This is a genomic window from Bifidobacterium sp. ESL0728 (assembly GCF_029392015.1).
GTDB lineage: Bacteria > Actinomycetota > Actinomycetes > Actinomycetales > Bifidobacteriaceae > Bifidobacterium.
The window spans coordinates 199,514-225,642 of sequence record NZ_CP113925.1; the positions used below are offsets into that span (position 1 = coordinate 199,514).

Genomic DNA, 26,129 nt, shown 5'->3' on the forward strand with positions numbered 1-26,129 from the left:
GTTCAAGGGTTGGTACAAGTTCGCCGACCTCGATCCCGCAGGCAACCCGAAAGATGGCGCGACGCCGTTCGACTTCAACACCCCGATTGCGGGCGATCTGCTCGACGGCAACGACAACCTCAACCTCAAGGCCCGCTGGACCGACGCCAAGCACAAGGTGACGTTCGACCCGGCCAACGGCAAGGGCAAGACGATTCTGACCGTCGATGACGCCACTGCCATCGGCAGCTCCTCCAAGCCCACCGACCCGAAGAGGGACAGCTATCGCTTCGCCGGCTGGTACAAGGCCAGCGATCTTGACGGCAACGGCAGGCCGAAGGACGGCACTCAGGCGTTCGACTTCGACAACACCCTGATCGAGTCCGACCTGGCGCTCACCGCCGGTTGGGTGCGCCAGCACAACGTCCAGTTCGACGTGGCCGGCGGCACTCCTGCCGACAGCGGCAAGCTCGCGGGGCTCACCGTTGACGAGGGTTCCACCATCGACAACCCGGGTGATCCCACCAAGGCCGGCTACGAGTTCAAGGGCTGGTTCAAGTCCGGCGATATCAATGAGGACGGCGAGCCGAAGCCTTCCACCACAGCCTGGAAGTTCAACGACCAGGGTGAGGCGGCCAGCAAGGTCAACGACGAGCTGATCCTCAAGGCCGGCTGGGTCGCTGTGCAATACACCGTCAAGTTCACCGACTTCGACGGCGGCAACAACGTGCCCTCCAAGAAGGTCTCCTACAACAAGAACGTGGACGAGCCGACCCCGGCCCCGACGCGTGAGGGATACCAATTCGATGGCTGGTTCACTGAGGTGAGCGGCGGCGACAAGGTCACTTTCCCCTACAAGGTCACCAAGGACGTTGAGTTCTACGCCCATTGGAGCCAGCAGTCCAAGGTCACCTTCGACTTGGGCGGCGATCCCGAATCGCCGGTCACCTCTGCGGCCATTCCGGCGCAGACGGTCGGGGGCAACGGTCACGCCAAGCGCCCGACGGACGACCCAGTGCGTACGCATTATGATTTCGACGATTGGTATACGGAAGCCGTCGGTGGCACGAAGTTCGACTTCGAGCACACCGCGATCAATTCCGATACCGTCATCCACGCTCACTGGACGCCGAAGACCTTCACGGTCACCTTCCACCTCGAAGGCGGCGACGCTGCCAGCAGCGACGCGGTGAAGGACCAGTCCGTGGTCTACAAGGGCAAGGCCACCAAGCCTGTCACCGATTTGACCAAGAACGGCTTCCGCTTCGACGATTGGTATACCCAGGCTGACGGCGGTACGAAGTTCGACTTCGATTCCACCGAAATCACCAAGAATACCGATGTGTATGCGCACTGGATTCGTGCCTACAAGGTCAGCTTCGATGTCAACGGCGGCACCGCCTCCACAGACCCGCAGTTCAAGGACGCCCTGAAGACGCAGTATGTCGACGCGGGCGGCCACAAGGCCACCGAGCCTCCTGAGGGTGCGGTGAGCCGCGACGGCTACAAGTTCGCGGGCTGGTTCAAGCAGAAGACCGGCGGCACGAAGTTCAACTTCAACGACACCATCGGCACCGACACCCCGCTCTACGCGCAGTGGAAGCAGCTCTACACCGTGGACTTCGACATGCAGGGCGGCACTCCGCAAGAGGCCGCGCAGCAGGTTGCGAAGGGTGACAAGGTCAAGGCACCGACCGGTACCTACTCGCTGCAAGGCAAGAAGTTCGCCGGCTGGTACACCAAGGCTGATGGCGGCACGAAGTTCGACTTCGATACCACTGCCATCTACGGCGCCACGACGATCTACGCGCATTGGGACGACGCCACCACGTGGACGGTGAAGTTCCATACCGACGGCGGTTCCGATGTTGACCCGCAGACGGTGGTGGACGGCGAGAAGGCGCAGAAGCCTGCCAACGACCCGACCAAGGCCGGTTACGATTTTGCCGGTTGGTATGTTTCGGCCGACGATGGTGCCGCTGCGTTCGATTTCGGCGCCACTGTCATCAACAAGAACACCGATGTGTACGCGCACTGGACCGCCTCCTCCTACAAGGTCACGTACGTGACCCGTCCGGACGCCTCCCCGGCTCCCGGCTCCACCGAGGTGCCATACAACAGCACTCTCGGTCGTCCGGCCGCTCCCACCAGGGACGGCTACCGGTTCGCCGGCTGGTTCGCCGGTGCCAACGACCTTGACTCCGACGGCAAGCCTGCGAAGGATGCCAAGGCCTGGAAGTTCAGCGATCAGGCCGACGCCGACAAGGTGACAGGCGTCACCACGTTGACGGCTGGCTGGATCAAGCAGGTCACGGTCACCTTCGATACCGGTGACGGCGGTTCCTCGGTCAATCCGCAGACCTTCGACACCGGCAGCAAGGCCACAAGGCCCGGCAAGCCGACGCGCGACCATTACGACTTCGGCGATTGGTACCTGTCGACCGATCTTGACGAAAGCGGCAAGCCCGCCAACGGCAAGCATCCGTTCGACTTTGCCAACACCAAGGTCGAGGGCGACATCACGCTCAAGGCCACATGGACGCCGAAGAAGTACACGGTCACTTTCGATACAGGCGAGGGCGGTTCCGCGGTTCCTTCGAAGAGCGTCGATTACAACAGCACCGTCAAGAAGCCGGCGCAGGATCCGACACGCGACGGCTACCGCTTCGACAAGTGGCAGCAAGACGGCATGGATTACAATTTCGACTCCCCGGTGACTGAGGACATCACGCTCAAGGCCACTTGGGTCAAGGTCTGGAAGGTCAGCTTCGACACCGACGGCGGCAACGCCATCGATCCGGTGACTGTGGACGACGGCACCCCTGTCGGCGCTCGCAAGCCGGCCGATCCGAAGAAGGCCGGTTACAAGTTCGACAAGTGGCAGCACAACGGTACGGACTTCGATCTTGACGCCGACAATGTGACGGACAACATCACGCTGAAGGCCACCTGGCGCAAGGCGCACACGGTGCAGTTCATCACCGGCGCCGGTGCTTCGCACGTCGATGACCAGCCGGTTGTCGACGGCGATAATGCCACCAAGCCCGAAACCGATCCGACCCGCAACCATTACAGCTTCGGCGGCTGGTTCGTCTCGGCTGACGATGGTGCTGCTGCGTTCGACTTCGAGCACACCCCGATCACGCAGGACACCAAGATCTACGCCCATTGGAACGCCGATGAGCTCACGGTGACCTTCACCGATCCCAGCGGCCAAACCACCACCGAGGCGAAGACGGTCGGCTACGGCAAGACCATCACCGAGCCTGGCGCTCCGGTGCGTGACGGCTGGCACTTCGACGGCTGGTACACCAAGGCCGATGGCGGCGACAAGGTCACCTTCCCCTACAAGGTGAGCGCCAACGTCGAGTTCTTCGCCCACTGGACCCAGCAGTTCAAGGTCTCCTTCGACCTCAATGGCGACAACGACGACCCGGCCAAGGCCGGTGACGGCTCGAACGCCGAGGCCGACCAGCAGGTGCTGAAGGACGGCTTCGCCTCGAAGCCCAAGGATCCGACTCGTCCGCACTATGACTTCGCGGGCTGGTTCGATGCCAAGGACGGCGGCACGAAGTTCGACTTCGACAGCCACGCGATTGACGCCGATACGCCTCTCTTCGCCCATTGGACAGCGAAGAGCTACGACGTGACGTTCAAGACCGGTGGCGGTTCCGTGGTGGATACGCAGTCGGTGACCTATAAGGGCCACGCCAAGCGTCCGACCAAGAATCCGACGAAGTCCGGCGGCTACCGCTTCGACGATTGGTATGTCTCGGCTGACGATGCTGCGGGCAAGTTCGACTTCGAACACACCGCGATCACCGGACCCACCGAGGTCTATGCCCACTGGATCAAGCAGGTCACGGTCACCTTCGATTCCAACGGCGGCACCAGTGTTGACAAGCAGACGTTCGACGTCAATGGCAAGGCATCCAAGCCTGGCGATCCGACCAAGGAGAACTCCGAGTTCGACGGCTGGTACAAGCTGGAGTCCGGCACCCCGAGTTCGACGCAATGGAACTTCGATCTTGCCGTTACCGGCGACATGACCCTGCAGGCCAAGTGGAGGAGCGCCACCACCTATAAGGTGGACTTCGACACCGACGGCGGCTCCACGATTGACCCGCAGTATGTGGTCAGCGGCAAGAAGGCCAGCAAGCCTGAAGACCCGAAGAAGACCGGTTACGACTTCAAGGGTTGGTTCGTCTCGAAGGACGCTGGTTCCGACCAGTTCGACTTCGACAACACTTCCATCACCCAGGCCACCACGGTCTACGCCCATTGGAAGGCCAGCTCGTACACGGTTACGTATGTCACCGGTGACGGAGCCTCCGCGGCCCCGACATCCGATCCGGTTGGTTACAATGCGACACTCGACAATCCTGGCGACCCGACGAAGGACGACTACCGGTTCGCCGGTTGGTACGCCAACGCCGGCGACCTCAACGCCGACGGCTCGCCGAAGGACGAGTCGAAGGCCTGGAAGTTCAGCGACCAAGGCGAATCCGCCGACAAGGTGACGGCCAACGTCACGCTGACGGCCGGCTGGGTCAGGCAGGTCAAGGTCACGTTCAGGTCCAACGGCGGTTCCGATGTCACTTCGCCCGATGCGTTCGACGCGGGCAAGAAGGTCAGCAAGCCGAAGGACCCGACGCGCGATGGCTATACTTTCGCGGGCTGGTTCAAGTCGGAGAACGGTTCCGATGTCTTCGACTTCAGCAAGCCTGTCATGCAAAGCGTCACGCTCTACGCCCACTGGACGAAGAACGAGACGCCCGCTCCCAGCGAGTTCCTTGTGAGCTTCGACGCGAACGGCGGCTCCGGTGCCCCGGCTCCGCAGGCGACAATCGACCACAAGTTGGCTAGCGTGCCCAACGGCCCGACCACGGCTCCTGACGGCAAGGAATTCGACGGCTGGTACACGCGCAAGGTCGGTGGCAAGTCCGTCACTACATCGTCCGTATTCACGCAGAACACGACGGTCTACGCCCACTGGAAGAACTCGTCTTCCTCGTCGAGCGTCCCGGCCGGCCAGTTCCTCGTCAAGTTCGAAACGGGTGACGGCGCTTCGCTGGTCGCCTCGCAGAACGTGACTTCCGGCCAGAAGGCCACCCGTCCTGAAACCGACCCGACTCGTGCGGGCTATAGCTTCGTGGACTGGTTCAAGGCGGCCGATGGCGATGCCAAGTTCGACTTCGACACCCCGATTACGAAGGCCACCACGGTCTACGCTCATTGGCAGAAGAACGCGACGCCCGCTCCCAGCGAGTTCCTCGTGAGCTTCGACGCGAACGGCGGTTCCGGTGCCCCTGCGGCCCAGACGACCAATGACGGAAAGCTTGCTTCCCTGCCTGATGGCCCGAGCGTCGCTCCGGAAGGCATGCGTTTCGATCACTGGTCGACGCAGCGCGAGAACGGTGATCAGGTGACTACCGACACCGTGTTCACCGAGAACACCACGGTCTATGCGATCTGGAAGCAGATTCCGGTCGAGTACCAGATTTCGTTCTATGCCAACAACGGCACCGACACCCTCCCGTACAAGACCATGCAGACCACAGACCACAAGCTGACTTCGCTGCCCGACGCGCCCACCCCGGCGCCGATCGGCAAGGAGTTCGACGCATGGTACACGGCCAAGGAAGGCGGCCAGAAGGTCACCACCAACACCGAGTTCAATGTGGACATGCCGGTCTATGCACACTGGAAGGCGCAGACCGAGGTTCCGTCCGAGGGCGAGTACACGATCACGTTCAAGCCCGCCAACGGTGGTCTTGACGCAGACTTCACTATGAACACCACCAACCAGAAGCTCGGCCAGCCGGCCGCGCCGAAGGTCCCGCTGGGTGCCGATACGTTCGATGGCTGGTTCGCGCCTGGTGCAAGCCATGCCTATGACTTCGCCAACACTCCGTTCACGCAAGACACGACCCTTACTGCGCACTACTCGATGAGTGCTACGGCACCCGCCGATGGTGAGCACACGGTCACCTTCGACCTGCAAGGCGGCAGAACAGCCGGCGGCGACACCTCGTTCAAGGCGTTCACTTCCGCAGGCAAGGTCGGTGAACCCACCGCCGATCAGATCGCAAGCCTCACCGCGCCGCATGGCAAGGTGTTCCTGCACTGGTCTCAGGCGGTCGATGGCGATGGCTTCGACTTCGCCACGTCGCTCGCTGCCGACACCACGCTCTACGCGGTGTGGATGGACGAGCCGCCGGTGACGCCGGACGGTGAGTTCCTGGTCACCTATGACCCGCAGAACGGCCACGGTTCACAGGCATTCGGCAAGTCCACGGTCAACAAGTTGGCTGTCGAGCCCACCGAGTCCGAAGTGGCGGCGCTCACGGTGCCTGCTGGCAAGCAGTTCCTGCACTGGTCCGCTTCGAAGGATGGCCCGGCGTTCGACTTCACTACGCCGCTTTCCGCCAACACCACGCTCTATGCGGTGTGGATGGCGATTCCTCCGGCTCCGTCCGACGAAGAGCTCACCGTCACCTATGACCCGCAGAACGGCCATTCGTCCGAGGCGTTTGGCAAGTCCACGTCCGGCAAGAAGGCCGTGGCTCCGACTGATGAGGAGATGTCGCAGTTCACGGTGCCGGAGGGCAAGACCTTCCGTCACTGGTCCGCGACTCCCGACGGCGAGGCGTTCGACTTCAACACCGAGCTCACCGAAGACACCACGCTCTATGCGGTGTGGATGGCGACTCCGCCTACTCCGGCTGACGGCGAGTTCCTGGTCACCTATGATCCGCAGAACGGCCATGCTTCGCAGGCCTTCGGCAAGTCCACCGCCTCCAAGAAGGCCGTGGCTCCGACCGACGAGGAAATGGGCAAGCTCACTGTTCCCGCTGGCAAGCAGTTCGATCACTGGTCCGCTTCCAAGGGTGGCACGGCGTTCGACTTCAACACCGAGCTCTCCGCTGCCACGACGCTCTACGCGGTCTGGAAGGACAAGCCCACGGCGTCCACCCAGTTCACGGTGACGTTCGAGATGGGCAACGGCCAGCCTGCTTTGAAGTCGAAAGTCCAGAACGGCAAGAAGGCCTCCAGGCCCAATACCGATCCGACGCGTGAAGGCTATACCTTCCTCGGCTGGTTCAAGCAGGCAGAGGGCGGCGCACCGTTCGACTTCGACACCCCGATTACCGGCGATATCACGGTCTACGCTCATTGGCAGAAGAACGAGACGCCCGCTGACAGCGAGTTCCTCGTGAGCTTCGATGCCAACGGCGGTTCCGGTGCTCCTGCTCCTGTGGCCACGGTCGGCGGTATGTTGCCGGTTGTTCCTGCCGGACCGAGCGTTGCTCCTGACGGCAAGTCGTTCGACGGTTGGTATACCCAGCCCTCCGACGGCGACAAGGTGACCACGTCCACCAAGTTCACTGCGAACTCGACGGTGTACGCCCACTGGAAGACCGTCGAGGCCGCCCCTGCCGGCAAGCATACGGTGACCTTCGACACGCACGGTGGCTCGACCATCGAGCCCGAGCAGGTGGATGATGGGCAGAAGGCCACACGGCCTTCGGACCCGACATTGCCCGGATACTCGTTCCTCGGCTGGTTCAAGGCCGCCAACGGTTCCGACAAGTTCGATTTCGATGCCCCGATTACCGGCGATGTCACGGTGCACGCGCACTGGGCGGTAAACACGGTTCCTGATTCCGGCGAGTTCCTCGTGAGCTTCGACGCGAACGGTGGTTCCGGTGCTCCTGTGGCTCAGAAGACCGTTGGCAAGAAGCTTACCAACGTGCCCGACGGCCCGGCAGTCGCTCCTACCGGCAAGTCCTTCGACGGCTGGTACACCGAGCGGTCCGGTGGCGACCAGATCACTGGCGACACCGTATTCAGCGAGAACACTACGGTGTACGCGCACTGGAAGGGTCGTCCGGAGCCCACCCCGGCTCCAACTCCTGCGCCTGCCGAGTTCAAGGTGACCTTCGATCTCAACGGTGGCATGACCGCCGCCGGCAAGACCGAATTCACCGCCGAAACGGAGAACGGCAAGATCGCCAAGCCTTCGCGCACCCTCATTGGCCCCGATGGCAAGGAGTTCAGCTATTGGTCCACCACGAAGGGCGGTGCCGAGTTCGACTTCAACACCACGTTGACACAGAACACGACGCTCTATGCGGTTTGGAAGGACAAGGCGCCCGCCCCGGCACCTACTCCTGTTGAGAATGCGCAGGTCAGCCTCGAAGAGGTCATGATCCCGCATGTCCGCAACGGCGTGCTGGACAATGGCGGCAAGCTCGATGTGGCTGGTGGCATCGCTGGCGGCAAGTCCGGCGATACCCTCACCCTGACGGCTCGTCGCAGCGGCGTCGCCCATCCCGAGATCACGGTTACGAATATCGTGCCGAACCTCGATAACGGCACCTGGCACTACTCCTTCAACGACCCTGTCCATACCTTCACGGATTCCATCGGTACCGGTGATGACTGGATCTTCAACGTCACGTTGAAGCGGTCCGGCCTGACCAAGCCGGTGACCGCCACGTCCGGTTGGGTATTCGTCGATATGACGGCACCTGCCATCTCCGCAAGCGGTCTCTCCGCCGATTGGTTCAACGGCATCAGCAGCTGGATGTGCACCAACGCGTCCTGCAAGTGGTATGAGCCGGGCGTCGAGGTGACTGATTCGCTGGCGCAAGGCGGCAATCTGGTCAACGAGAACTTCAGTGACAGCAATGGTTACTGGTTCCTCGATCGACCTGTTGGCATGAACAACACCGGAACGGTCAAGGTCACTGCGACCGATGCCTCGGGCAACGAGTCCGAGATCTCCTTCACGCTGACCAAGCCGGGCAGCGGTGAGTCCGCGAAGCTGCTCGTCACGTTCAACCTGAACGGCGGCATTGCCGATGACCCGTCACGCGTCAAGGATCAGAACGTTGCCTTCAACGGCAAGCTGACCGATCCGGATGCCGGCATGCTTCCCGGCCAGCACGCGGTGCACCGCAACGGTTACGACTTCACCGGTTGGTATGTCGTCAACGCCAATGGTTCGCTTTCCAACAATCCGTGGGACTTCAACCTCAACACGGTCGGTAGCAGCTTGACGCTGCAGGCCGGCTGGAAGCGGCAGGAGAACACGGTGAAGGTCTCGTTCAATACCGGAAAGGATGCTTCCACGGTTCCTGATCAGGTCATCCCCACTGGCTCCAAGGCTCATCGCCCGACCCCGAATCCGGTCCGCAACGGCTATCTCTTTGCCGGGTGGCACGGCCCCGACGGCCAGCCCTTCGACTTCGACAAGCCCGTCACGGCCGATACGGTCGTCTCGGCGGTCTGGGTCGAGGCTCCTGACGCCAACGATTGGAGTGATCTGCAGGATGCCATCGAGCAAGCCAAGCAGGATGAACAGCATAAGGGCGATTACACCGATGCGTCCTGGAATGAAGTTCAGCATGCTCTTGACCACGCCAAGGAAGTGGCTGTTGCCGATACTCCGTCCAAGCATGATGTTGAGCAGGCTGCGGACGATTTGCAGAATGCTCTCAATAACCTGGTCGACAAGAATGAGAAGCCGAGTCAGGATGATTGGAATAAGCTGCAGGCTGCCATCAACACGGCCAAGGGCAAGCACAAGGACGATTACACGAGTGGTTCGTGGAACGGCCTTCAAGATGCTCTCGACGGTGCCGAGGGTGTGGTGAACAATTCGGATAACGCCTCGAAGAGTGACGTCATCAATGCCATCAATGCCCTCAATTCAGCCATCAATCGCCTCCAGCTCAAGCCGGCCAGCGCCGACACGAAGCCGAGCGAAGCGGATTGGGAGAAATTGAAGGCGGCCGTCAAGGTAGCGAAGGGCAAGAACAAGAATCAGTACACGAGTAGTTCGTGGGCTGGTTTGAGCGATGCACTTGATACCGCTGAAGGTCTGCTGGACGACCCGTCCAACGCGTCTCAGGCTGATGTGTATAACGCTACGGTTGCTCTGCTGGGTGCCCTTGCGGCGCTCGTCGCCAAGCCGAATAATTCCGGTGACGGTGACAATTCCGGCAACGGTGGCAACAACGGCAATGGTTCTGGCAACGGTAACGGAAACGGCGGCGGTAACGGTAACGGAAACGGCGGCCACGGCGGTAACGGTAACGGTTCTGGTAACGGCAACGGCAACAACGGCAACGGTTTCGGAAACGGAAACGGTTTCGGAAATGGAAACGGTTTCGGTGACGGTTCAAACCCGAATATTATCGGTGGACGCTTCCCGGCTACCAGCAATGGCCTCGTTGGCGCGAACGGTCTCGTTGGTGCAAACGGCCTTGCTGGTTCTTCCCCGATCTTCGGTGCGGGAGCTGGTCTCGGTAGCGGTTCCAACGCCAGCCGTAACGCCGACAACCGTGTCACGATCAACGGCGGAGGTGCTCGTTCCGGCGAAAATAGCGCTGCGGGCAAGGCTCCAGCCAATGCTTCTGGGCCGCAGGGACAGCAGAAGAGAGGAACTCCTCTTAACAACTCCACCCGCCATAGCGGTTCTTCGGATAGGGCGAACAATACCGCTTATCAGTCTCCGAAGGGTCTTTCTGGCCTGACGCCATTGGAGGTCGCCGCGATTGTCGCGCTTGTCGCTTTCACGGTGCTCACCATCGCCGTCATCGTCTCGCTGGCAGCCTTCTGGATTTACCTGCGTCGCAAGTCGCGGCCGATCCCCGGTCAGCAGCAGAGAGATGAAACGACGTTGCCGCCATCAGCAGGTCCCGACTCGACTGGCGTTGGTCCCATGGGTGCCGGTCCGGTAGGTCCCGGTTCTATGGGTGCCGGCCCCTCCGGTGTCGGTCCCGCAGCCTTCTAAGAGCCACCGGCGTCGGCCCCCTATGGGCGGCGGTTCGGCTGGCCCCTAGAAGCCTTCGGAGTCGTCTTCAATCGGTCGCAATCGGGTCCGGTTTGTGCGTCCGCCTTTTGGCCCGCGCAAACCGGACCTAACCCCACCCCGGACTCGGACTAACTCGGATTTGAACTGACCCGAGTTAATCCTGACCCAGATCCGAACTGACGCGGATCCAACCCTGCCCCAGACCCGAGCTTGACCTGAGCCGATCTTGTCGTGTTCTAGATTTGATTTGAACCGAGTTCGACCAGTATTTTGACCCGGTCCGGTTGCATTCCGGATTTGAATCGAACGGAATGAGACACGTTCCAAACCCAATTCGACCGGAACGTGACCAGCCGCATCCGATGATTCATCGGCATCTGCATTTGGCGCGTTTACGTTGAATCGGACGTGACCAAGGCCAGGCCCAATAAGTAAATGCAGTGATCCCCACCGGTTTCAAGCCAGTGGGGATCACTGCGTATCAAGGCCTCATGCAAGTGGAGAGTTCATGATTGAATTCGGGATGTCTTTGACAGGCACCCCAATTACGTCACGCGCCTTGTTTATTTCTCGGCTTCGGCGATGGCTTCGTCCACCAGTTCCGGCAGAGCCTTGGCGATGTCGTCGTGAATCAGTCGCGTGGCGATGTTGTCGTATTGCGTGTGCCCCATATTCATAATGGTCATCGGCACTCCGGCCTGCACCGCGGTCGGCGCCAGCGATGCGGCGGGGAAGACTTCAAGCGTCGAGCCGATCACCCAGAACTCGTCGGCCTTGGCCACTCGCGCCATCGACTTTTCCATCGCGCCTTCCGGCAGCATCTCGCCGAAGTAGACCACGTCGGTTTTGATGAGTCCATTGCAGGTCGTGTTGCCGCTATACGGCAGTTTGCGGTGGCAGTGCGGGTCCGGCTCGTTGTCGAGATTGTCCATGATGTCGGCCGTCTTGTACTCGGCGTGGCATTTCATGCAGTGCGAGGTGCCGATGGTTCCGTGCAGATTGACGATGAGGTCGCTGGAATTGCCGGCTTTCTCGTGCAGCGCGTCGAAGTTCTGCGTGGCCAGAAGCGTCAGCAGCCCTGCCTTTTCAAGCTTGACCAGCGCCTTGTGCGCCTTGCCCGGTTGTGCGTTCCACACCGGCGAAGCCTTCTGCCAAGCCCACGAATACTCACGCGCCTTCTTGTCGCGCATGAACGCGTCGATGTCGTAAACGCTCATCTGGTCCGGGTGCTTGGTCCACACCCCGTCCGGCCCGCGGAAGTCGGGGATTCCCGCCGAAGTCGAAATACCAGCACCAGTCAATACCGCAATTTTTTTAGTCATATATATTATTGTAATCGTGCTTGAGCAACTTTGGTTTTGCGATTGCCGCGCTATTGCGGTAAAAACGGGGAATCACTCCCGATTTCTGTGCGGAATGTGGCTTTTGCCGATTCACTATTGCAAGCAGAATAACACCAGGAAAATCACGAGCGCCGCGACTGCTATGAAGACGAGGAAGCTTGCCGGAATTTCAACGTGCATGGTAATGAACGCCACCACTAAGATATTGAGCATAGCGAGAAGACCGGCAACCGAATGATTGGGGTGTTCCTCCCCGACCCGCTCCCCGGCCGCGTAAATGGATAGGCAGCTTAAACCCATACCCACCAACGACGCTATCGCATAGGAAATTTTATCGAATCCGTGGCTAAGCACCAGAGCGCTTCCCCATTCCACGTCGAGCAGCAATGCAACCAGCAGATACGCCCACCAAGGCAAGTGGAGTTTGCGTCGGTGTTTTCTGGGGCCCATAACAGACAGTATATTACTTGGACGTTTATCGTCGATTCCCGCTCGGTTTCCGGCAATGATCGAATTTTTCTTTTGCGCTGCTTTATGAGGCGGGCTTTACAAAATCGAGCTTTTGCCAAGGGTGAGCTTCTTAAGAACTGTGTTGGGTTATGGCCGGTACCCGATAAGCAACAAGGTGCAAGGTGGGGAATGCGTGCCGCAATGAAAATAGGGCGTGCAATAAGGCAAGCATTCCTGGAAGGTGATGCTGGCTAACCGGTCGGTACCGTATCAGCTGCGAATCTGACGTATCGAAACACTTGGTTGCTACGAGTTGGTCTAGCGCCAAATAGCATACGTATGTTTCGATGTCAGCTGGCTTATCTCAATATCCAAGACGGAAAAGGAGGGTTTAAGACGTGCGGTTATTTGGTTTTCGGCACTGTAGCTTCAACACGCCGTGAAAAAAGAATTATGCCGATTTGATTCTTGATATTTTCGGTCTAACATATTACTTAGAGGTGCAAGGCACCTGTAGTGACACGCCGAAAGAACCGCATCATTGCAACGGTTCTTAAGATTTTTGCACCCTTCAACTTGCGCATAATCGATTTAACGCGTATATTTATCTCTTGCTGCTCAACACGGCAACTTCTCCTCCAAGAGTTGAGATTGTTTGTTGGTGTGGTGGTGGTTTGAGAACTCAAGAGTGTGTCTGTACTACTTTTTGTTGTAAAGCTTTTTTTGATTGCCAGTCCGGCGCGTGCCCCGTTTTCGGGGTGTCCTAGGGGGCTTAATTCGTGTCGGGGTTTTTAGTGGGGGCCATTCCCCCTTATGGAATGGTTCCGTCAATTATTTTGTATAGAGCCGATTTGTTCGGCCTTTCATGTTTTTTGTGGAGGGTTCGATTCTGGCTCAGGATGAACGCTGGCGGCGTGCTTAACACATGCAAGTCGAACGGGATCCCAGGTGCTTGCACTTGGGTGAGAGTGGCGAACGGGAGAGTAATGCGTGACCAACCTGCCCCATGTTCCGGAATAGCTCCTGGAAACGGGTGGTAATGCCGGGTGTTCCGCGTGATCGCATGTGATCGCGGGAAAGGGTTACCGACATGGGATGGGGTCGCGTCCTATCAGCTTGTTGGCGGGGCAACGGCCCACCAAGGCTTTGACGGGTAGCCGGCCTGAGAGGGCGACCGGCCTCATTGGGACTGAGATACGGCCCAGACTCCTACGGGAGGCAGCAGTGGGGAATATTGCACAATGGGGGGAACCCTGATGCAGCGACGCCGCGTGCGGGATGAAGGCCTTCGGGTTGTAAACCGCTTTTGTTGGGGAGCAAGCGAGAGTGAGTGTACCCTTCGAATAAGCACCGGCTAACTACGTGCCAGCAGCCGCGGTAATACGTAGGGTGCAAGCGTTATCCGGATTTATTGGGCGTAAAGAGCTCGTAGGCGGTTCGTCGCGTCTGGTGTGAAAGCCCATCGCTTAACGATGGGTCTGCGCCGGATACGGGCGGGCTTGAGTGCAGTAGGGGAGACTGGAATTCCCGGTGTAACGGTGGAATGTGTAGATATCGGGAAGAACACCAATGGCGAAGGCAGGTCTCTGGGCTGTTACTGACGCTGAGGAGCGAAAGCGTGGGGAGCGAACAGGATTAGATACCCTGGTAGTCCACGCCGTAAACGGTGGATGCTGGATGTGGGGCCCATTCCACGGGTTCCGCGTCGGAGCTAACGCGTTAAGCATCCCGCCTGGGGAGTACGGCCGCAAGGCTAAAACTCAAAGAAAAATTGACGGGGGCCCGCACAAGCGGCGGAGCATGCGGATTAATTCGATGCAACGCGAAGAACCTTACCTGGGCTTGACATGTTCCGGATCGCGTCGGAGACGGCGCTTCCCTTCGGGGCCGGTTCACAGGTGGTGCATGGTCGTCGTCAGCTCGTGTCGTGAGATGTTGGGTTAAGTCCCGCAACGAGCGCAACCCTCGCCTTGTGTTGCCAGCACGTTATGGTGGGAACTCACAAGGGACCGCCGGGGTCAACTCGGAGGAAGGTGGGGATGACGTCAGATCATCATGCCCCTTACGTCCAGGGCTTCACGCATGCTACAATGGCCGGTACAACGGGATGCGACGCGGTGACGCGGAGCGGATCCCTGAAAACCGGTCTCAGTTCGGATTGGAGTCTGCAACCCGACTCCATGAAGGCGGAGTCGCTAGTAATCGCGGATCAGCAACGCCGCGGTGAATGCGTTCCCGGGCCTTGTACACACCGCCCGTCAAGTCATGAAAGTGGGCAGCACCCGAAGCCGGTGTCCGAACCCTTGTGGGCGGAGCCGTCTAAGGTGAGGCTCGTGATTGGGACTAAGTCGTAACAAGGTAGCCGTACCGGAAGGTGCGGCTGGATCACCTCCTTTCTACGGAGAATTCAGGCCACTGTATGGTGGCCGGTGTCGGGCCTGCCGGGGATGTTCCCTGGTGTGGTCCTGCTGGTGTGGAAAAGATCAGAGAATCACAACTTTACACGTACATTGTGGTGCGGGCATGCTTTTGGGCTCCCGGATCGCCACCCCCGCTTAGTGCGGGTGCGATTCGATGCCTTCCGTTGACGGCGGCCCCGGATGGGGCGTCTGATCCGGTCGTGCGTGGTGGCTTGAGAACTGGATAGTGGACGCGAGCAAGATTTTGATCTTGCTTTGTTAGATGCAATTTTTAAGACCGGTCTCCGATTCCAATCGGGGATTTGGTCGATCGTTTTGTGATCATTCATAGTGTGATGATGTGTTGTCCAGAGTTTTTCGCAGAAGGTCCTTGCGGCATGCAGCCTGTATGGGTGTGTGTTGCTGGTAAGGGCGTATGGTGGATGCCTTGGCAGACAGTACCGATGAAGGACGTGTGGGGCCGCGATAGGCCTCGGGGAGCCGCCGACAGGGCTTTGATCCGAGGATTTCCGAATGGGGGGACCCGCCGGCCGTATGGGCCGGCACCGCATTCGTGCGGGGGGTACGCAGGGAAGTGAAACATCTCAGTACCTGCAGGAAAGGATATTCCGTGAGTAGTGGCGAGCGAAAGCGGATCAGGCCAAACCGGCCGCGTGTGATAGCCTCCAGGCGTTGCGCGGCGGGTGTTGTGGGGCCTGGTGCCCGGATGCTGGAGCGTCCGGCGGAAGTCATAAAGCGGCGTGCTAGGCGAACGGGATTGAATTCCCGGCCGTAGAGGGTGATGGCCCCGTAGCCGGTCGCGCGCTGCCTTCCGATCCAGGTTCCCAAGTAGCACGGGACTCGTGGAATCCCGTGTGAATCCGCCCCGACCGTGGGGTAAGCCTAGATATGACTGTCTGACCGATAGCGAACGAGTACCGTGAGGGAAAGGTGAAAAGCACCCCGGGAGGGGAATGAAACAGTTTCTGAAACCGTGCGCCTACGAACCGTCGGAGCCTCCTTGTGGGGTGACGGCGTGCCTATCGAAAAATGAGTCTGCGAGTCAGTGGCAGGTGGCGAGGCTAACCCGTCGTGGGGGAGCCGTAGCGAAGGCGAGTCTCAAAAGGCGTTTGAGTCGCTTGTCCTGGACCCGAAGCGGGATGATCTAGCCCTGAGCAGGTTGAAGCGCGGGTAAGACCGCGTGGAGGACCGGACCCACCTAGGTTGAAAACTGGGGGGATGACTTGGGGCTAGGGGTGAAAGGCCAATCAAATTCCGTGATAGCTGGTTCTCTCCGAAATGCATTTAGGTGCAGCGTCGCGTGGTTCCACCGGGGGGTAGAGCTACTGGATGCCTGAGGGCGCGTATCGCGTACCGACGGCAACCAAACTCCGAATACCCGTTGTGGTAGAGCGCGGCAGTGAGTCGGCGGGGGATAAGCTCCGTCGTCGAAAGGGAAACAGCCCAGATCGTCGTCTAAGGTCCCGAAGCGCGTGCTAAGTGGGAAAGGATGTGGAGTCGCATAGACAGCCAGGAGGTTGGCTCAGAAGCAGCCACCCTTGAAAGAGTGCGTAACAGCTCACTGGTCTAGTGGTTCCGCGCCGACAATGTAGCGGGGCTCAAGCACGCCACCGAAGACGCGGCAGCAGCTTTTGTTGCTGGGTAGGAGAGCGTCCCGTACGGGGTGAAGCGGCAGCGTAAGCTCGCCGTGGACCGTGCGGGAGCGAGAATGCAGACATGAGTAGCGAGAGACGGGTGAGGATCCCGTCCGCTGGATGACCAAGGGTTCCGGGGCCACGTTCATCGTCCCCGGGTGAGTCGGGTCCTAAGGCGAGGCCGACAGGCGTAGTCGAATGGACGAACGGGTCGATATTCCCGTACCGGCGCAGGACCGTCCGGGCCGAAAGTCGGGTACTAACCTCCCGCCCTGCGGATGGCTCCCTTCGGGGTGCCTGATGCTCGGTGGTTGGGACAGACCTTCCGGTAGGCCAGCGCAGGAGTGACGCAATGGAGGAGCCGGCCGCGGCGGTGGTAGTCCGTGGCCAAGCGTGCAGCCCGCACCCCAGGCAAATCCGGGGTGCATCGAGGGTGAGGCGCGATGGTGGGGCCCGTTGGGGCCGAACCCGGTGGTTTCCGTTGCCGAGAAAAGCTTCGGCGCGAGGTGCTGCGGCGCCCGTACCGCAAACCGACACAGGTGGTCAGGTAGAGAATACCAAAGCGATCGAGCGAATCCTGGTCAAGGAACTCGGCAAATCACTCCCGTGCCTTCGGTATAAGGGAGACCCCCTGGGGTGAACCGCCTTGCGCGGGGAGCCTCGGGGGGTGGCACAGACCAGGGGGTAGCGACTGTTTACCAAAAACACAGGTGCATGCGAAGGCGCAAGCCGCTGTATATGCACTGACGCCTGCCCGGTGCCGGAAGGTTAAGAGGATCCGTCATCCCGCTTCGCGCGGGGGCAGCGGTGAATTCAAGCCCCGGTAAACGGCGGTGGTAACTATAACCATCCTAAGGTAGCGAAATTCCTTGTCGGGTAAGTTCCGACCTGCACGAATGGCGTAACGACTTCCCCACTGTCTCGACCAGGAGCTCGGCGAAATTGCAGTACGAGTAAAGATGCTCGTTAAGCGCAGAAGGACGAAAAGACCCCGGGACCTTTACTATACCTTGGTATTGTCATTAGGTGGAAACTGTGTAGCATAGGCGGGAGGCTTCGAAGCGGTGGCGCCAGCCATCGTGGAGCCGCAAGGTGAAATACCGCTCTGTCTCCATTTGATGTCTAACCTCGACACGTCATCCGTGTCAGGGACAGTGCCTGGCGGGTAGTTTAACTGGGGCGGTTGCCTCCCAAAGGATAACGGAGGCGCTCAAAGGTCCGCTCAGCCCGGTTGGCAATCGGGTGTCGAGTGCAATCGCACAAGCGGGCTTGACTGTGAGACCGACGGGTCGAGCAGGGACGAAAGTCGGAGATAGTGATCCGGTGCCGGCGCACGGGCGCGGCATCGCTCAACGGATAAAAGGTACCCCGGGGATAACAGGCTGATCATTCCCAAGAGTCCATATCGACGGGATGGTTTGGCACCTCGATGTCGGCTCGTCGCATCCTGGGGCTGTAGCAGGTCCCAAGGGTTCGGCCGTTCGCCGATTAAAGCGGCACGCGAGCTGGGTTCAGAACGTCGTGAGACAGTTTGGTCTCTATCCTCTGCGCTCGTTGGAATATTGAGGAGACCTGCCCATAGTACGAGAGGACCTGGGTGGACGAACCTCTGGTATGCCGGTTGTCGCGCCAGCGGCACGGCCGGTTGGCTACGTTCGGAAGGGATAACCGCTGAAAGCATCTAAGCGGGAAGCCTGCTCCGAGATCAGTATTCCTTGGGACCTTAGAGTCCCTGTAGGCCCCAGGTCAGAACACCTGGTTGATAGGCCGGACGTGGAAGCCCCGCGAGGGGCGGAGCCGACCGGTACTAACGGCCGAAAGGCAATCACACTCCCATCTCCATTGATGGGACGTGAGGCATCCTCTGCGAAAGACATTCAGACAGCATGAGCGCTGAATGACCGCACTACGATTCATCTGCATCTAACGCGTCCGCTTTCCGGTTCCCGAGCCGCCACTATCCCGCAGCCCACGGGTTGCGTACAATTCAAGATTTGCGGCGGCCATAGCCCAGGGGAGACGCCCGGTCCCATTCCGAACCCGGAAGCTAAGGCCTGGCACGGCGATGGTACTGCACCCGACAGGGTGTGGGAGAGTAGCCCGCCGCCGCACCACACTTCACAAGGGGAGCGCCCGCAAGGGCCGCTCCCCTTTTCCCGTATCCGGGCCCCCACGGCCGGGCCCACACGATCCGCCCGGGGCCCTCCCGCACATACCCGGACACCCACGAGGCACCACACCCCGAACACAGGACACGACAAAGGCGCACAGCCGAAACTGTAAGAATGGTGATTTCTTCGAGATTCCTTCAGTATCCGGCGCGTCCGGTCCCGGATCACGTGCTCGTTTTGGCTCTTTTCGACGGCCGAATCGCCGCCGGATTTCTTTGCTGGGGCATCGGCGTGAAATGCCCGCCTATACGCCACAGCCCACGATCGGGCATCATCAAATTCCTGATTCACACCGTAACCGCTCAGCCCGAATCACGACAGGCGTGCATGAAGTCGCGATTAAGGCTTACTAGGACGTCGGCCTTAAAACACAAGCTGGAATCTGATCCAGGTTTTCATCTGACTGCGGCAGCCTCAACTTTGGCCGTCGGAAAGATTCATGTTCCCATACCGGAAACCGACGAAAGTGTATCCTCGATGCTTTCAGCAGGAGAAGGATATTCGGCCGATATGCTCTCACCAAAACATGATGATGGGAAGACAAGATTAAACCTGTCCTGCATTCTCAACCACGTGCAATCTCGATGCTGGGCGGCGGAAAGGTTCTTGGTCCCGTATAGGAACTCGTTCCGGACTCTCGCGCGATTGTTACAGCTTCAACTCTTCATATGCTAGAGGATAGAGACAGTCGTCCTTGGCCACCAAATCTCAGAACCGTATGCAAGTTCGATAAACTTGATGACAAAATTAAATATGTTACACTCTAGATAAGCGTACTTGTGTAGCGTACGTTATATTAATGTTCAGACTTCAATACAGGTGGCAAATATGGATACCTATACTCCGACGGCGGCAAGGAAGAATCTGTATCAGATTCTCAAGGACGTCAACGTGCAGCGCAAGCCTGTAGTTATCTCTCCCGCTAGGGGGAACAAGGACGAGGAAGCTGTGGTTGTCAATCGTGCCGATTGGAACTCGATTATGGAAACCCTCTATCTGGAAAACACCGGCACCCTCGCCACAGCTGAAAAGCGTCGTGCAGATGACAGCGGAACCACAGATATTGATGACATTGATTGGGACACGCTGTGACCTATCGCGTCGTCATCAAGAATTCAGCGAAGTCCGATCTTAAAAAACTCAAGCGTTCACATCTTCAGCAATCATTCATGCAGGTCGTTGCGGATCTGAAATCAGATCCATATCAACCGACCCAATCATTCGAAAAGCTGCAGCCGACCAGCAGAGGATTGTATTCTCGAAGGATCAACAGCCAACACCGTGTGGTTTACGATATCGATGACGATACGCAGACGGTAACGATATATGCAGCATGGAGCCATTACGAATAAGAGCGGTGCCATTTTGCTCTGTTCATGCTCGAGTCACTATTCAACATCTGGCAAATCATCAATTCTAAAACACCACGGAATTGAGATGAACCGGAGAAGTTGCGAGGAAAGAAGTCAGGTTTTTCGATGAGAGTTAGTCTGGAACCAGGAATTTCTACTTGTGTAGCAGTTAAAATGAAAATTCGGATTGCGTAATAAGCGAAGCCTGAATCTTCAAAGATGATTTTGCCTGTTGTTAAACGTCTAAGTCTTTTGGCGCTTTAGAGGTTTACAGACCGGTATTTGAGTGGTCTTCGATATTCCGCTCCGGTGTTGATCATAACTGGGGCAACTTAAACGAACATAATGTCCATTATCGGATTTCTATAAATACTTTCTAAGATCTGACGCTCGTTGTCCGACTTTCTAAGATGTTGACTTTCATGGTTATAAGATAAAAGTTAGAACTGTTTGTATCGTTCTAAGGAAACACGCCGATTCAGAATTATTAGAAGTATTTTTTAGCTAATTTCCGGATTTTATATATTTTAAACAAGCGTAAACTGATTATTAAAGCAAATTCCGACACGCCGTTGAAACGCTGTCGTTTCAAGGAATTAAGGGTTTTTATTCGGATAGGACTTGCGTCTGGGGGCAACCTAGTGTAAGTTATCTACTTGCTGCCTGATGGCGACAACAAATCCCCGAGATTAGTTGAAATCATTGGTGTGGTGGTGGTTTGAGAACTCAAGAGTGTGTCTGTACTACTTTTTGTTGTAAAGCTTTTTTTGATTGCCAGTCCGGCGCGTGCCCCGTTTTCGGGGTGTCCTAGGGGGCTTAATTCGTGTCGGGGTTTTTAGTGGGGGCCATTCCCCCTTATGGAATGGTTCCGTCAATTATTTTGTATAGAGCCGATTTGTTCGGCCTTTCATGTTTTTTGTGGAGGGTTCGATTCTGGCTCAGGATGAACGCTGGCGGCGTGCTTAACACATGCAAGTCGAACGGGATCCCAGGTGCTTGCACTTGGGTGAGAGTGGCGAACGGGAGAGTAATGCGTGACCAACCTGCCCCATGTTCCGGAATAGCTCCTGGAAACGGGTGGTAATGCCGGGTGTTCCGCGTGATCGCATGTGATCGCGGGAAAGGGTTACCGACATGGGATGGGGTCGCGTCCTATCAGCTTGTTGGCGGGGCAACGGCCCACCAAGGCTTTGACGGGTAGCCGGCCTGAGAGGGCGACCGGCCTCATTGGGACTGAGATACGGCCCAGACTCCTACGGGAGGCAGCAGTGGGGAATATTGCACAATGGGGGGGAACCCTGATGCAGCGACGCCGCGTGCGGGATGAAGGCCTTCGGGTTGTAAACCGCTTTTGTTGGGGAGCAAGCGAGAGTGAGTGTACCCTTCGAATAAGCACCGGCTAACTACGTGCCAGCAGCCGCGGTAATACGTAGGGTGCAAGCGTTATCCGGATTTATTGGGCGTAAAGAGCTCGTAGGCGGTTCGTCGCGTCTGGTGTGAAAGCCCATCGCTTAACGATGGGTCTGCGCCGGATACGGGCGGGCTTGAGTGCAGTAGGGGAGACTGGAATTCCCGGTGTAACGGTGGAATGTGTAGATATCGGGAAGAACACCAATGGCGAAGGCAGGTCTCTGGGCTGTTACTGACGCTGAGGAGCGAAAGCGTGGGGAGCGAACAGGATTAGATACCCTGGTAGTCCACGCCGTAAACGGTGGATGCTGGATGTGGGGCCCATTCCACGGGTTCCGCGTCGGAGCTAACGCGTTAAGCATCCCGCCTGGGGAGTACGGCCGCAAGGCTAAAACTCAAAGAAATTGACGGGGGCCCGCACAAGCGGCGGAGCATGCGGATTAATTCGATGCAACGCGAAGAACCTTACCTGGGCTTGACATGTTCCGGATCGCGTCGGAGACGGCGCTTCCCTTCGGGGCCGGTTCACAGGTGGTGCATGGTCGTCGTCAGCTCGTGTCGTGAGATGTTGGGTTAAGTCCCGCAACGAGCGCAACCCTCGCCTTGTGTTGCCAGCACGTTATGGTGGGAACTCACAAGGGACCGCCGGGGTCAACTCGGAGGAAGGTGGGGATGACGTCAGATCATCATGCCCCTTACGTCCAGGGCTTCACGCATGCTACAATGGCCGGTACAACGGGATGCGACGCGGTGACGCGGAGCGGATCCCTGAAAACCGGTCTCAGTTCGGATTGGAGTCTGCAACCCGACTCCATGAAGGCGGAGTCGCTAGTAATCGCGGATCAGCAACGCCGCGGTGAATGCGTTCCCGGGCCTTGTACACACCGCCCGTCAAGTCATGAAAGTGGGCAGCACCCGAAGCCGGTGTCCGAACCCTTGTGGGCGGAGCCGTCTAAGGTGAGGCTCGTGATTGGGACTAAGTCGTAACAAGGTAGCCGTACCGGAAGGTGCGGCTGGATCACCTCCTTTCTACGGAGAATTCAGGCCACTGTATGGTGGCCGGTGTCGGGCCTGCCGGGGATGTTCCCTGGTGTGGTCCTGCTGGTGTGGAAAAGATCAGAGAATCACAACTTTACACGTACATTGTGGTGCGGGCATGCTTTTGGGCTCCCGGATCGCCACCCCCGCTTAGTGCGGGTGCGATTCGATGCCTTCCGTTGACGGCGGCCCCGGATGGGGCGTCTGATCCGGTCGTGCGTGGTGGCTTGAGAACTGGATAGTGGACGCGAGCAAGATTTTGATCTTGCTTTGTTAGATGCAATTTTTAAGACCGGTCTCCGATTCCAATCGGGGATTTGGTCGATCGTTTTGTGATCATTCATAGTGTGATGATGTGTTGTCCAGAGTTTTTCGCAGAAGGTCCTTGCGGCATGCAGCCTGTATGGGTGTGTGTTGCTGGTAAGGGCGTATGGTGGATGCCTTGGCAGACAGTACCGATGAAGGACGTGTGGGGCCGCGATAGGCCTCGGGGAGCCGCCGACAGGGCTTTGATCCGAGGATTTCCGAATGGGGGGACCCGCCGGCCGTATGGGCCGGCACCGCATTCGTGCGGGGGGTACGCAGGGAAGTGAAACATCTCAGTACCTGCAGGAAAGGATATTCCGTGAGTAGTGGCGAGCGAAAGCGGATCAGGCCAAACCGGCCGCGTGTGATAGCCTCCAGGCGTTGCGCGGCGGGTGTTGTGGGGCCTGGTGCCCGGATGCTGGAGCGTCCGGCGGAAGTCATAAAGCGGCGTGCTAGGCGAACGGGATTGAATTCCCGGCCGTAGAGGGTGATGGCCCCGTAGCCGGTCGCGCGCTGCCTTCCGATCCAGGTTCCCAAGTAGCACGGGACTCGTGGAATCCCGTGTGAATCCGCCCCGACCGTGGGGTAAGCCTAGATATGACTGTCTGACCGATAGCGAACGAGTACCGTGAGGGAAAGGTGAAAAGCACCCCGGGAGGGGAATGAAACAGTTTCTGAAACCGTGCGCCTACGAACCGTCGGAGCCTCCTTGTGGGGTGACGGCGTGCCTATCGAAAAATGAGTCTGCGAGTCAGTGGCAGGTGGCGAGGCTAACCCGTCGTGGGGGAGCCGTAGCGAAGGCGAGTCTCAAAAGGCGTTTGAGTCGCTTGTCCTGGACCCGAAGCGGGATGATCTAGCCCTGAGCAGGTTGAAGCGCGGGTAAGACCGCGTGGAGGACCGGACCCACCTAGGTTGAAAACTGGGGGGATGACTTGGGGCTAGGGGTGAAAGGCCAATCAAATTCCGTGATAGCTGGTTCTCTCCGAAATGCATTTAGGTGCAGCGTCGCGTGGTTCCACCGGGGGGTAGAGCTACTGGATGCCTGAGGGCGCGTATCGCGTACCGACGGCAACCAAACTCCGAATACCCGTTGTGGTAGAGCGCGGCAGTGAGTCGGCGGGGGATAAGCTCCGTCGTCGAAAGGGAAACAGCCCAGATCGTCGTCTAAGGTCCCGAAGCGCGTGCTAAGTGGGAAAGGATGTGGAGTCGCATAGACAGCCAGGAGGTTGGCTCAGAAGCAGCCACCCTTGAAAGAGTGCGTAACAGCTCACTGGTCTAGTGGTTCCGCGCCGACAATGTAGCGGGGCTCAAGCACGCCACCGAAGACGCGGCAGCAGCTTTTGTTGCTGGGTAGGAGAGCGTCCCGTACGGGGTGAAGCGGCAGCGTAAGCTCGCCGTGGACCGTGCGGGAGCGAGAATGCAGACATGAGTAGCGAGAGACGGGTGAGGATCCCGTCCGCTGGATGACCAAGGGTTCCGGGGCCACGTTCATCGTCCCCGGGTGAGTCGGGTCCTAAGGCGAGGCCGACAGGCGTAGTCGAATGGACGAACGGGTCGATATTCCCGTACCGGCGCAGGACCGTCCGGGCCGAAAGTCGGGTACTAACCTCCCGCCCTGCGGATGGCTCCCTTCGGGGTGCCTGATGCTCGGTGGTTGGGACAGACCTTCCGGTAGGCCAGCGCAGGAGTGACGCAATGGAGGAGCCGGCCGCGGCGGTGGTAGTCCGTGGCCAAGCGTGCAGCCCGCACCCCAGGCAAATCCGGGGTGCATCGAGGGTGAGGCGCGATGGTGGGGCCCGTTGGGGCCGAACCCGGTGGTTTCCGTTGCCGAGAAAAGCTTCGGCGCGAGGTGCTGCGGCGCCCGTACCGCAAACCGACACAGGTGGTCAGGTAGAGAATACCAAAGCGATCGAGCGAATCCTGGTCAAGGAACTCGGCAAATCACTCCCGTGCCTTCGGTATAAGGGAGACCCCCTGGGGTGAACCGCCTTGCGCGGGAGCCTCGGGGGTGGCACAGACCAGGGGGTAGCGACTGTTTACCAAAAACACAGGTGCATGCGAAGGCGCAAGCCGCTGTATATGCACTGACGCCTGCCCGGTGCCGGAAGGTTAAGAGGATCCGTCATCCCGCTTCGCGCGGGGGCAGCGGTGAATTCAAGCCCCGGTAAACGGCGGTGGTAACTATAACCATCCTAAGGTAGCGAAATTCCTTGTCGGGTAAGTTCCGACCTGCACGAATGGCGTAACGACTTCCCCACTGTCTCGACCAGGAGCTCGGCGAAATTGCAGTACGAGTAAAGATGCTCGTTAAGCGCAGAAGGACGAAAAGACCCCGGGACCTTTACTATACCTTGGTATTGTCATTAGGTGGAAACTGTGTAGCATAGGCGGGAGGCTTCGAAGCGGTGGCGCCAGCCATCGTGGAGCCGCAAGGTGAAATACCGCTCTGTCTCCATTTGATGTCTAACCTCGACACGTCATCCGTGTCAGGGACAGTCCTGGCGGGTAGTTTAACTGGGGCGGTTGCCTCCCAAAGGATAACGGAGGCGCTCAAAGGTCCGCTCAGCCCGGTTGGCAATCGGGTGTCGAGTGCAATCGCACAAGCGGGCTTGACTGTGAGACCGACGGGTCGAGCAGGGACGAAAGTCGGAGATAGTGATCCGGTGCCGGCGCACGGGCGCGGCATCGCTCAACGGATAAAAGGTACCCCGGGGATAACAGGCTGATCATTCCCAAGAGTCCATATCGACGGGATGGTTTGGCACCTCGATGTCGGCTCGTCGCATCCTGGGGCTGTAGCAGGTCCCAAGGGTTCGGCCGTTCGCCGATTAAAGCGGCACGCGAGCTGGGTTCAGAACGTCGTGAGACAGTTTGGTCTCTATCCTCTGCGCTCGTTGGAATATTGAGGAGACCTGCCCATAGTACGAGAGGACCTGGGTGGACGAACCTCTGGTATGCCGGTTGTCGCGCCAGCGGCACGGCCGGTTGGCTACGTTCGGAAGGGATAACCGCTGAAAGCATCTAAGCGGGAAGCCTGCTCCGAGATCAGTATTCCTTGGGACCTTAGAGTCCCTGTAGGCCCCAGGTCAGAACACCTGGTTGATAGGCCGGACGTGGAAGCCCCGCGAGGGGCGGAGCCGACCGGTACTAACGGCCGAAAGGCAATCACACTCCCATCTCCATTGATGGGACGTGAGGCAT

Annotated in this window: 4 protein-coding genes and 5 rRNA genes (1 of these 9 cut by a window edge); 7 read left to right on the top strand and 2 right to left on the bottom strand. The window is 58.8% G+C overall.

All coding sequences use genetic code 11. The features are described 5' to 3' along the window. Window positions 1-10,783, top strand: partial view of an InlB B-repeat-containing protein gene (locus OZX67_RS00600; protein ID WP_277143186.1) — the end only. 19,037 nt of this gene lie to the left of the window's left edge; the window shows 10,783 of its 29,820 coding nt (coding positions 19,038-29,820); its start codon lies off the left edge, out of view; it ends in the stop codon at window positions 10,781-10,783. A gap of 584 nt (window positions 10,784-11,367) precedes the next feature. Here the strand turns inward: OZX67_RS00600 and OZX67_RS00605 are convergent. Together OZX67_RS00605 and OZX67_RS00610 are read right to left on the bottom strand one after the other, a co-directional pair. Then, a complete protein-coding gene (locus OZX67_RS00605; RefSeq protein ID WP_277143188.1) occupies window positions 11,368-12,126 on the bottom strand; it encodes a Sir2 family NAD-dependent protein deacetylase in 759 nt (252 codons plus the stop codon). 114 nt (window positions 12,127-12,240) lie between these two features. Next, window positions 12,241-12,597 carry a hypothetical protein gene (locus tag OZX67_RS00610; RefSeq protein ID WP_277143190.1) on the bottom strand — a complete coding sequence of 119 codons (357 nt, stop codon included), beginning with the start codon at window positions 12,595-12,597 and terminating at the stop codon, window positions 12,241-12,243. 871 nt (window positions 12,598-13,468) lie between these two features. On the opposite strand from OZX67_RS00610, the gene OZX67_RS00615 reads away from it, so the two are divergent. From OZX67_RS00615 to OZX67_RS00645, 6 genes are all read left to right on the top strand, one after another. Beyond that, window positions 13,469-14,993, top strand: a 16S ribosomal RNA gene (locus OZX67_RS00615). A 419-nt stretch (window positions 14,994-15,412) separates the two neighbouring features. Next, a 23S ribosomal RNA gene (locus tag OZX67_RS00620) occupies window positions 15,413-18,483 on the top strand. 163 nt (window positions 18,484-18,646) lie between these two features. Continuing rightward, window positions 18,647-18,763, top strand: a 5S ribosomal RNA gene (gene rrf / locus OZX67_RS00625). The 16S, 23S and 5S rRNA genes sit together here, the layout of an rRNA operon. Before the next feature lie 887 nt (window positions 18,764-19,650). Further along, window positions 19,651-19,914: a type II toxin-antitoxin system Phd/YefM family antitoxin gene (locus tag OZX67_RS00630; protein ID WP_277143192.1), complete on the top strand. Its 264-nt coding sequence runs from the start codon at window positions 19,651-19,653 to the stop codon at window positions 19,912-19,914. Window positions 19,915-21,089: 1,175 nt separating this feature from the next. Further along, a 16S ribosomal RNA gene (locus OZX67_RS00640) occupies window positions 21,090-22,613 on the top strand. A gap of 419 nt (window positions 22,614-23,032) precedes the next feature. Continuing rightward, window positions 23,033-26,100: ribosomal RNA gene (locus OZX67_RS00645) — 23S ribosomal RNA — on the top strand. Window positions 26,101-26,129 lie beyond the last annotated feature (29 nt).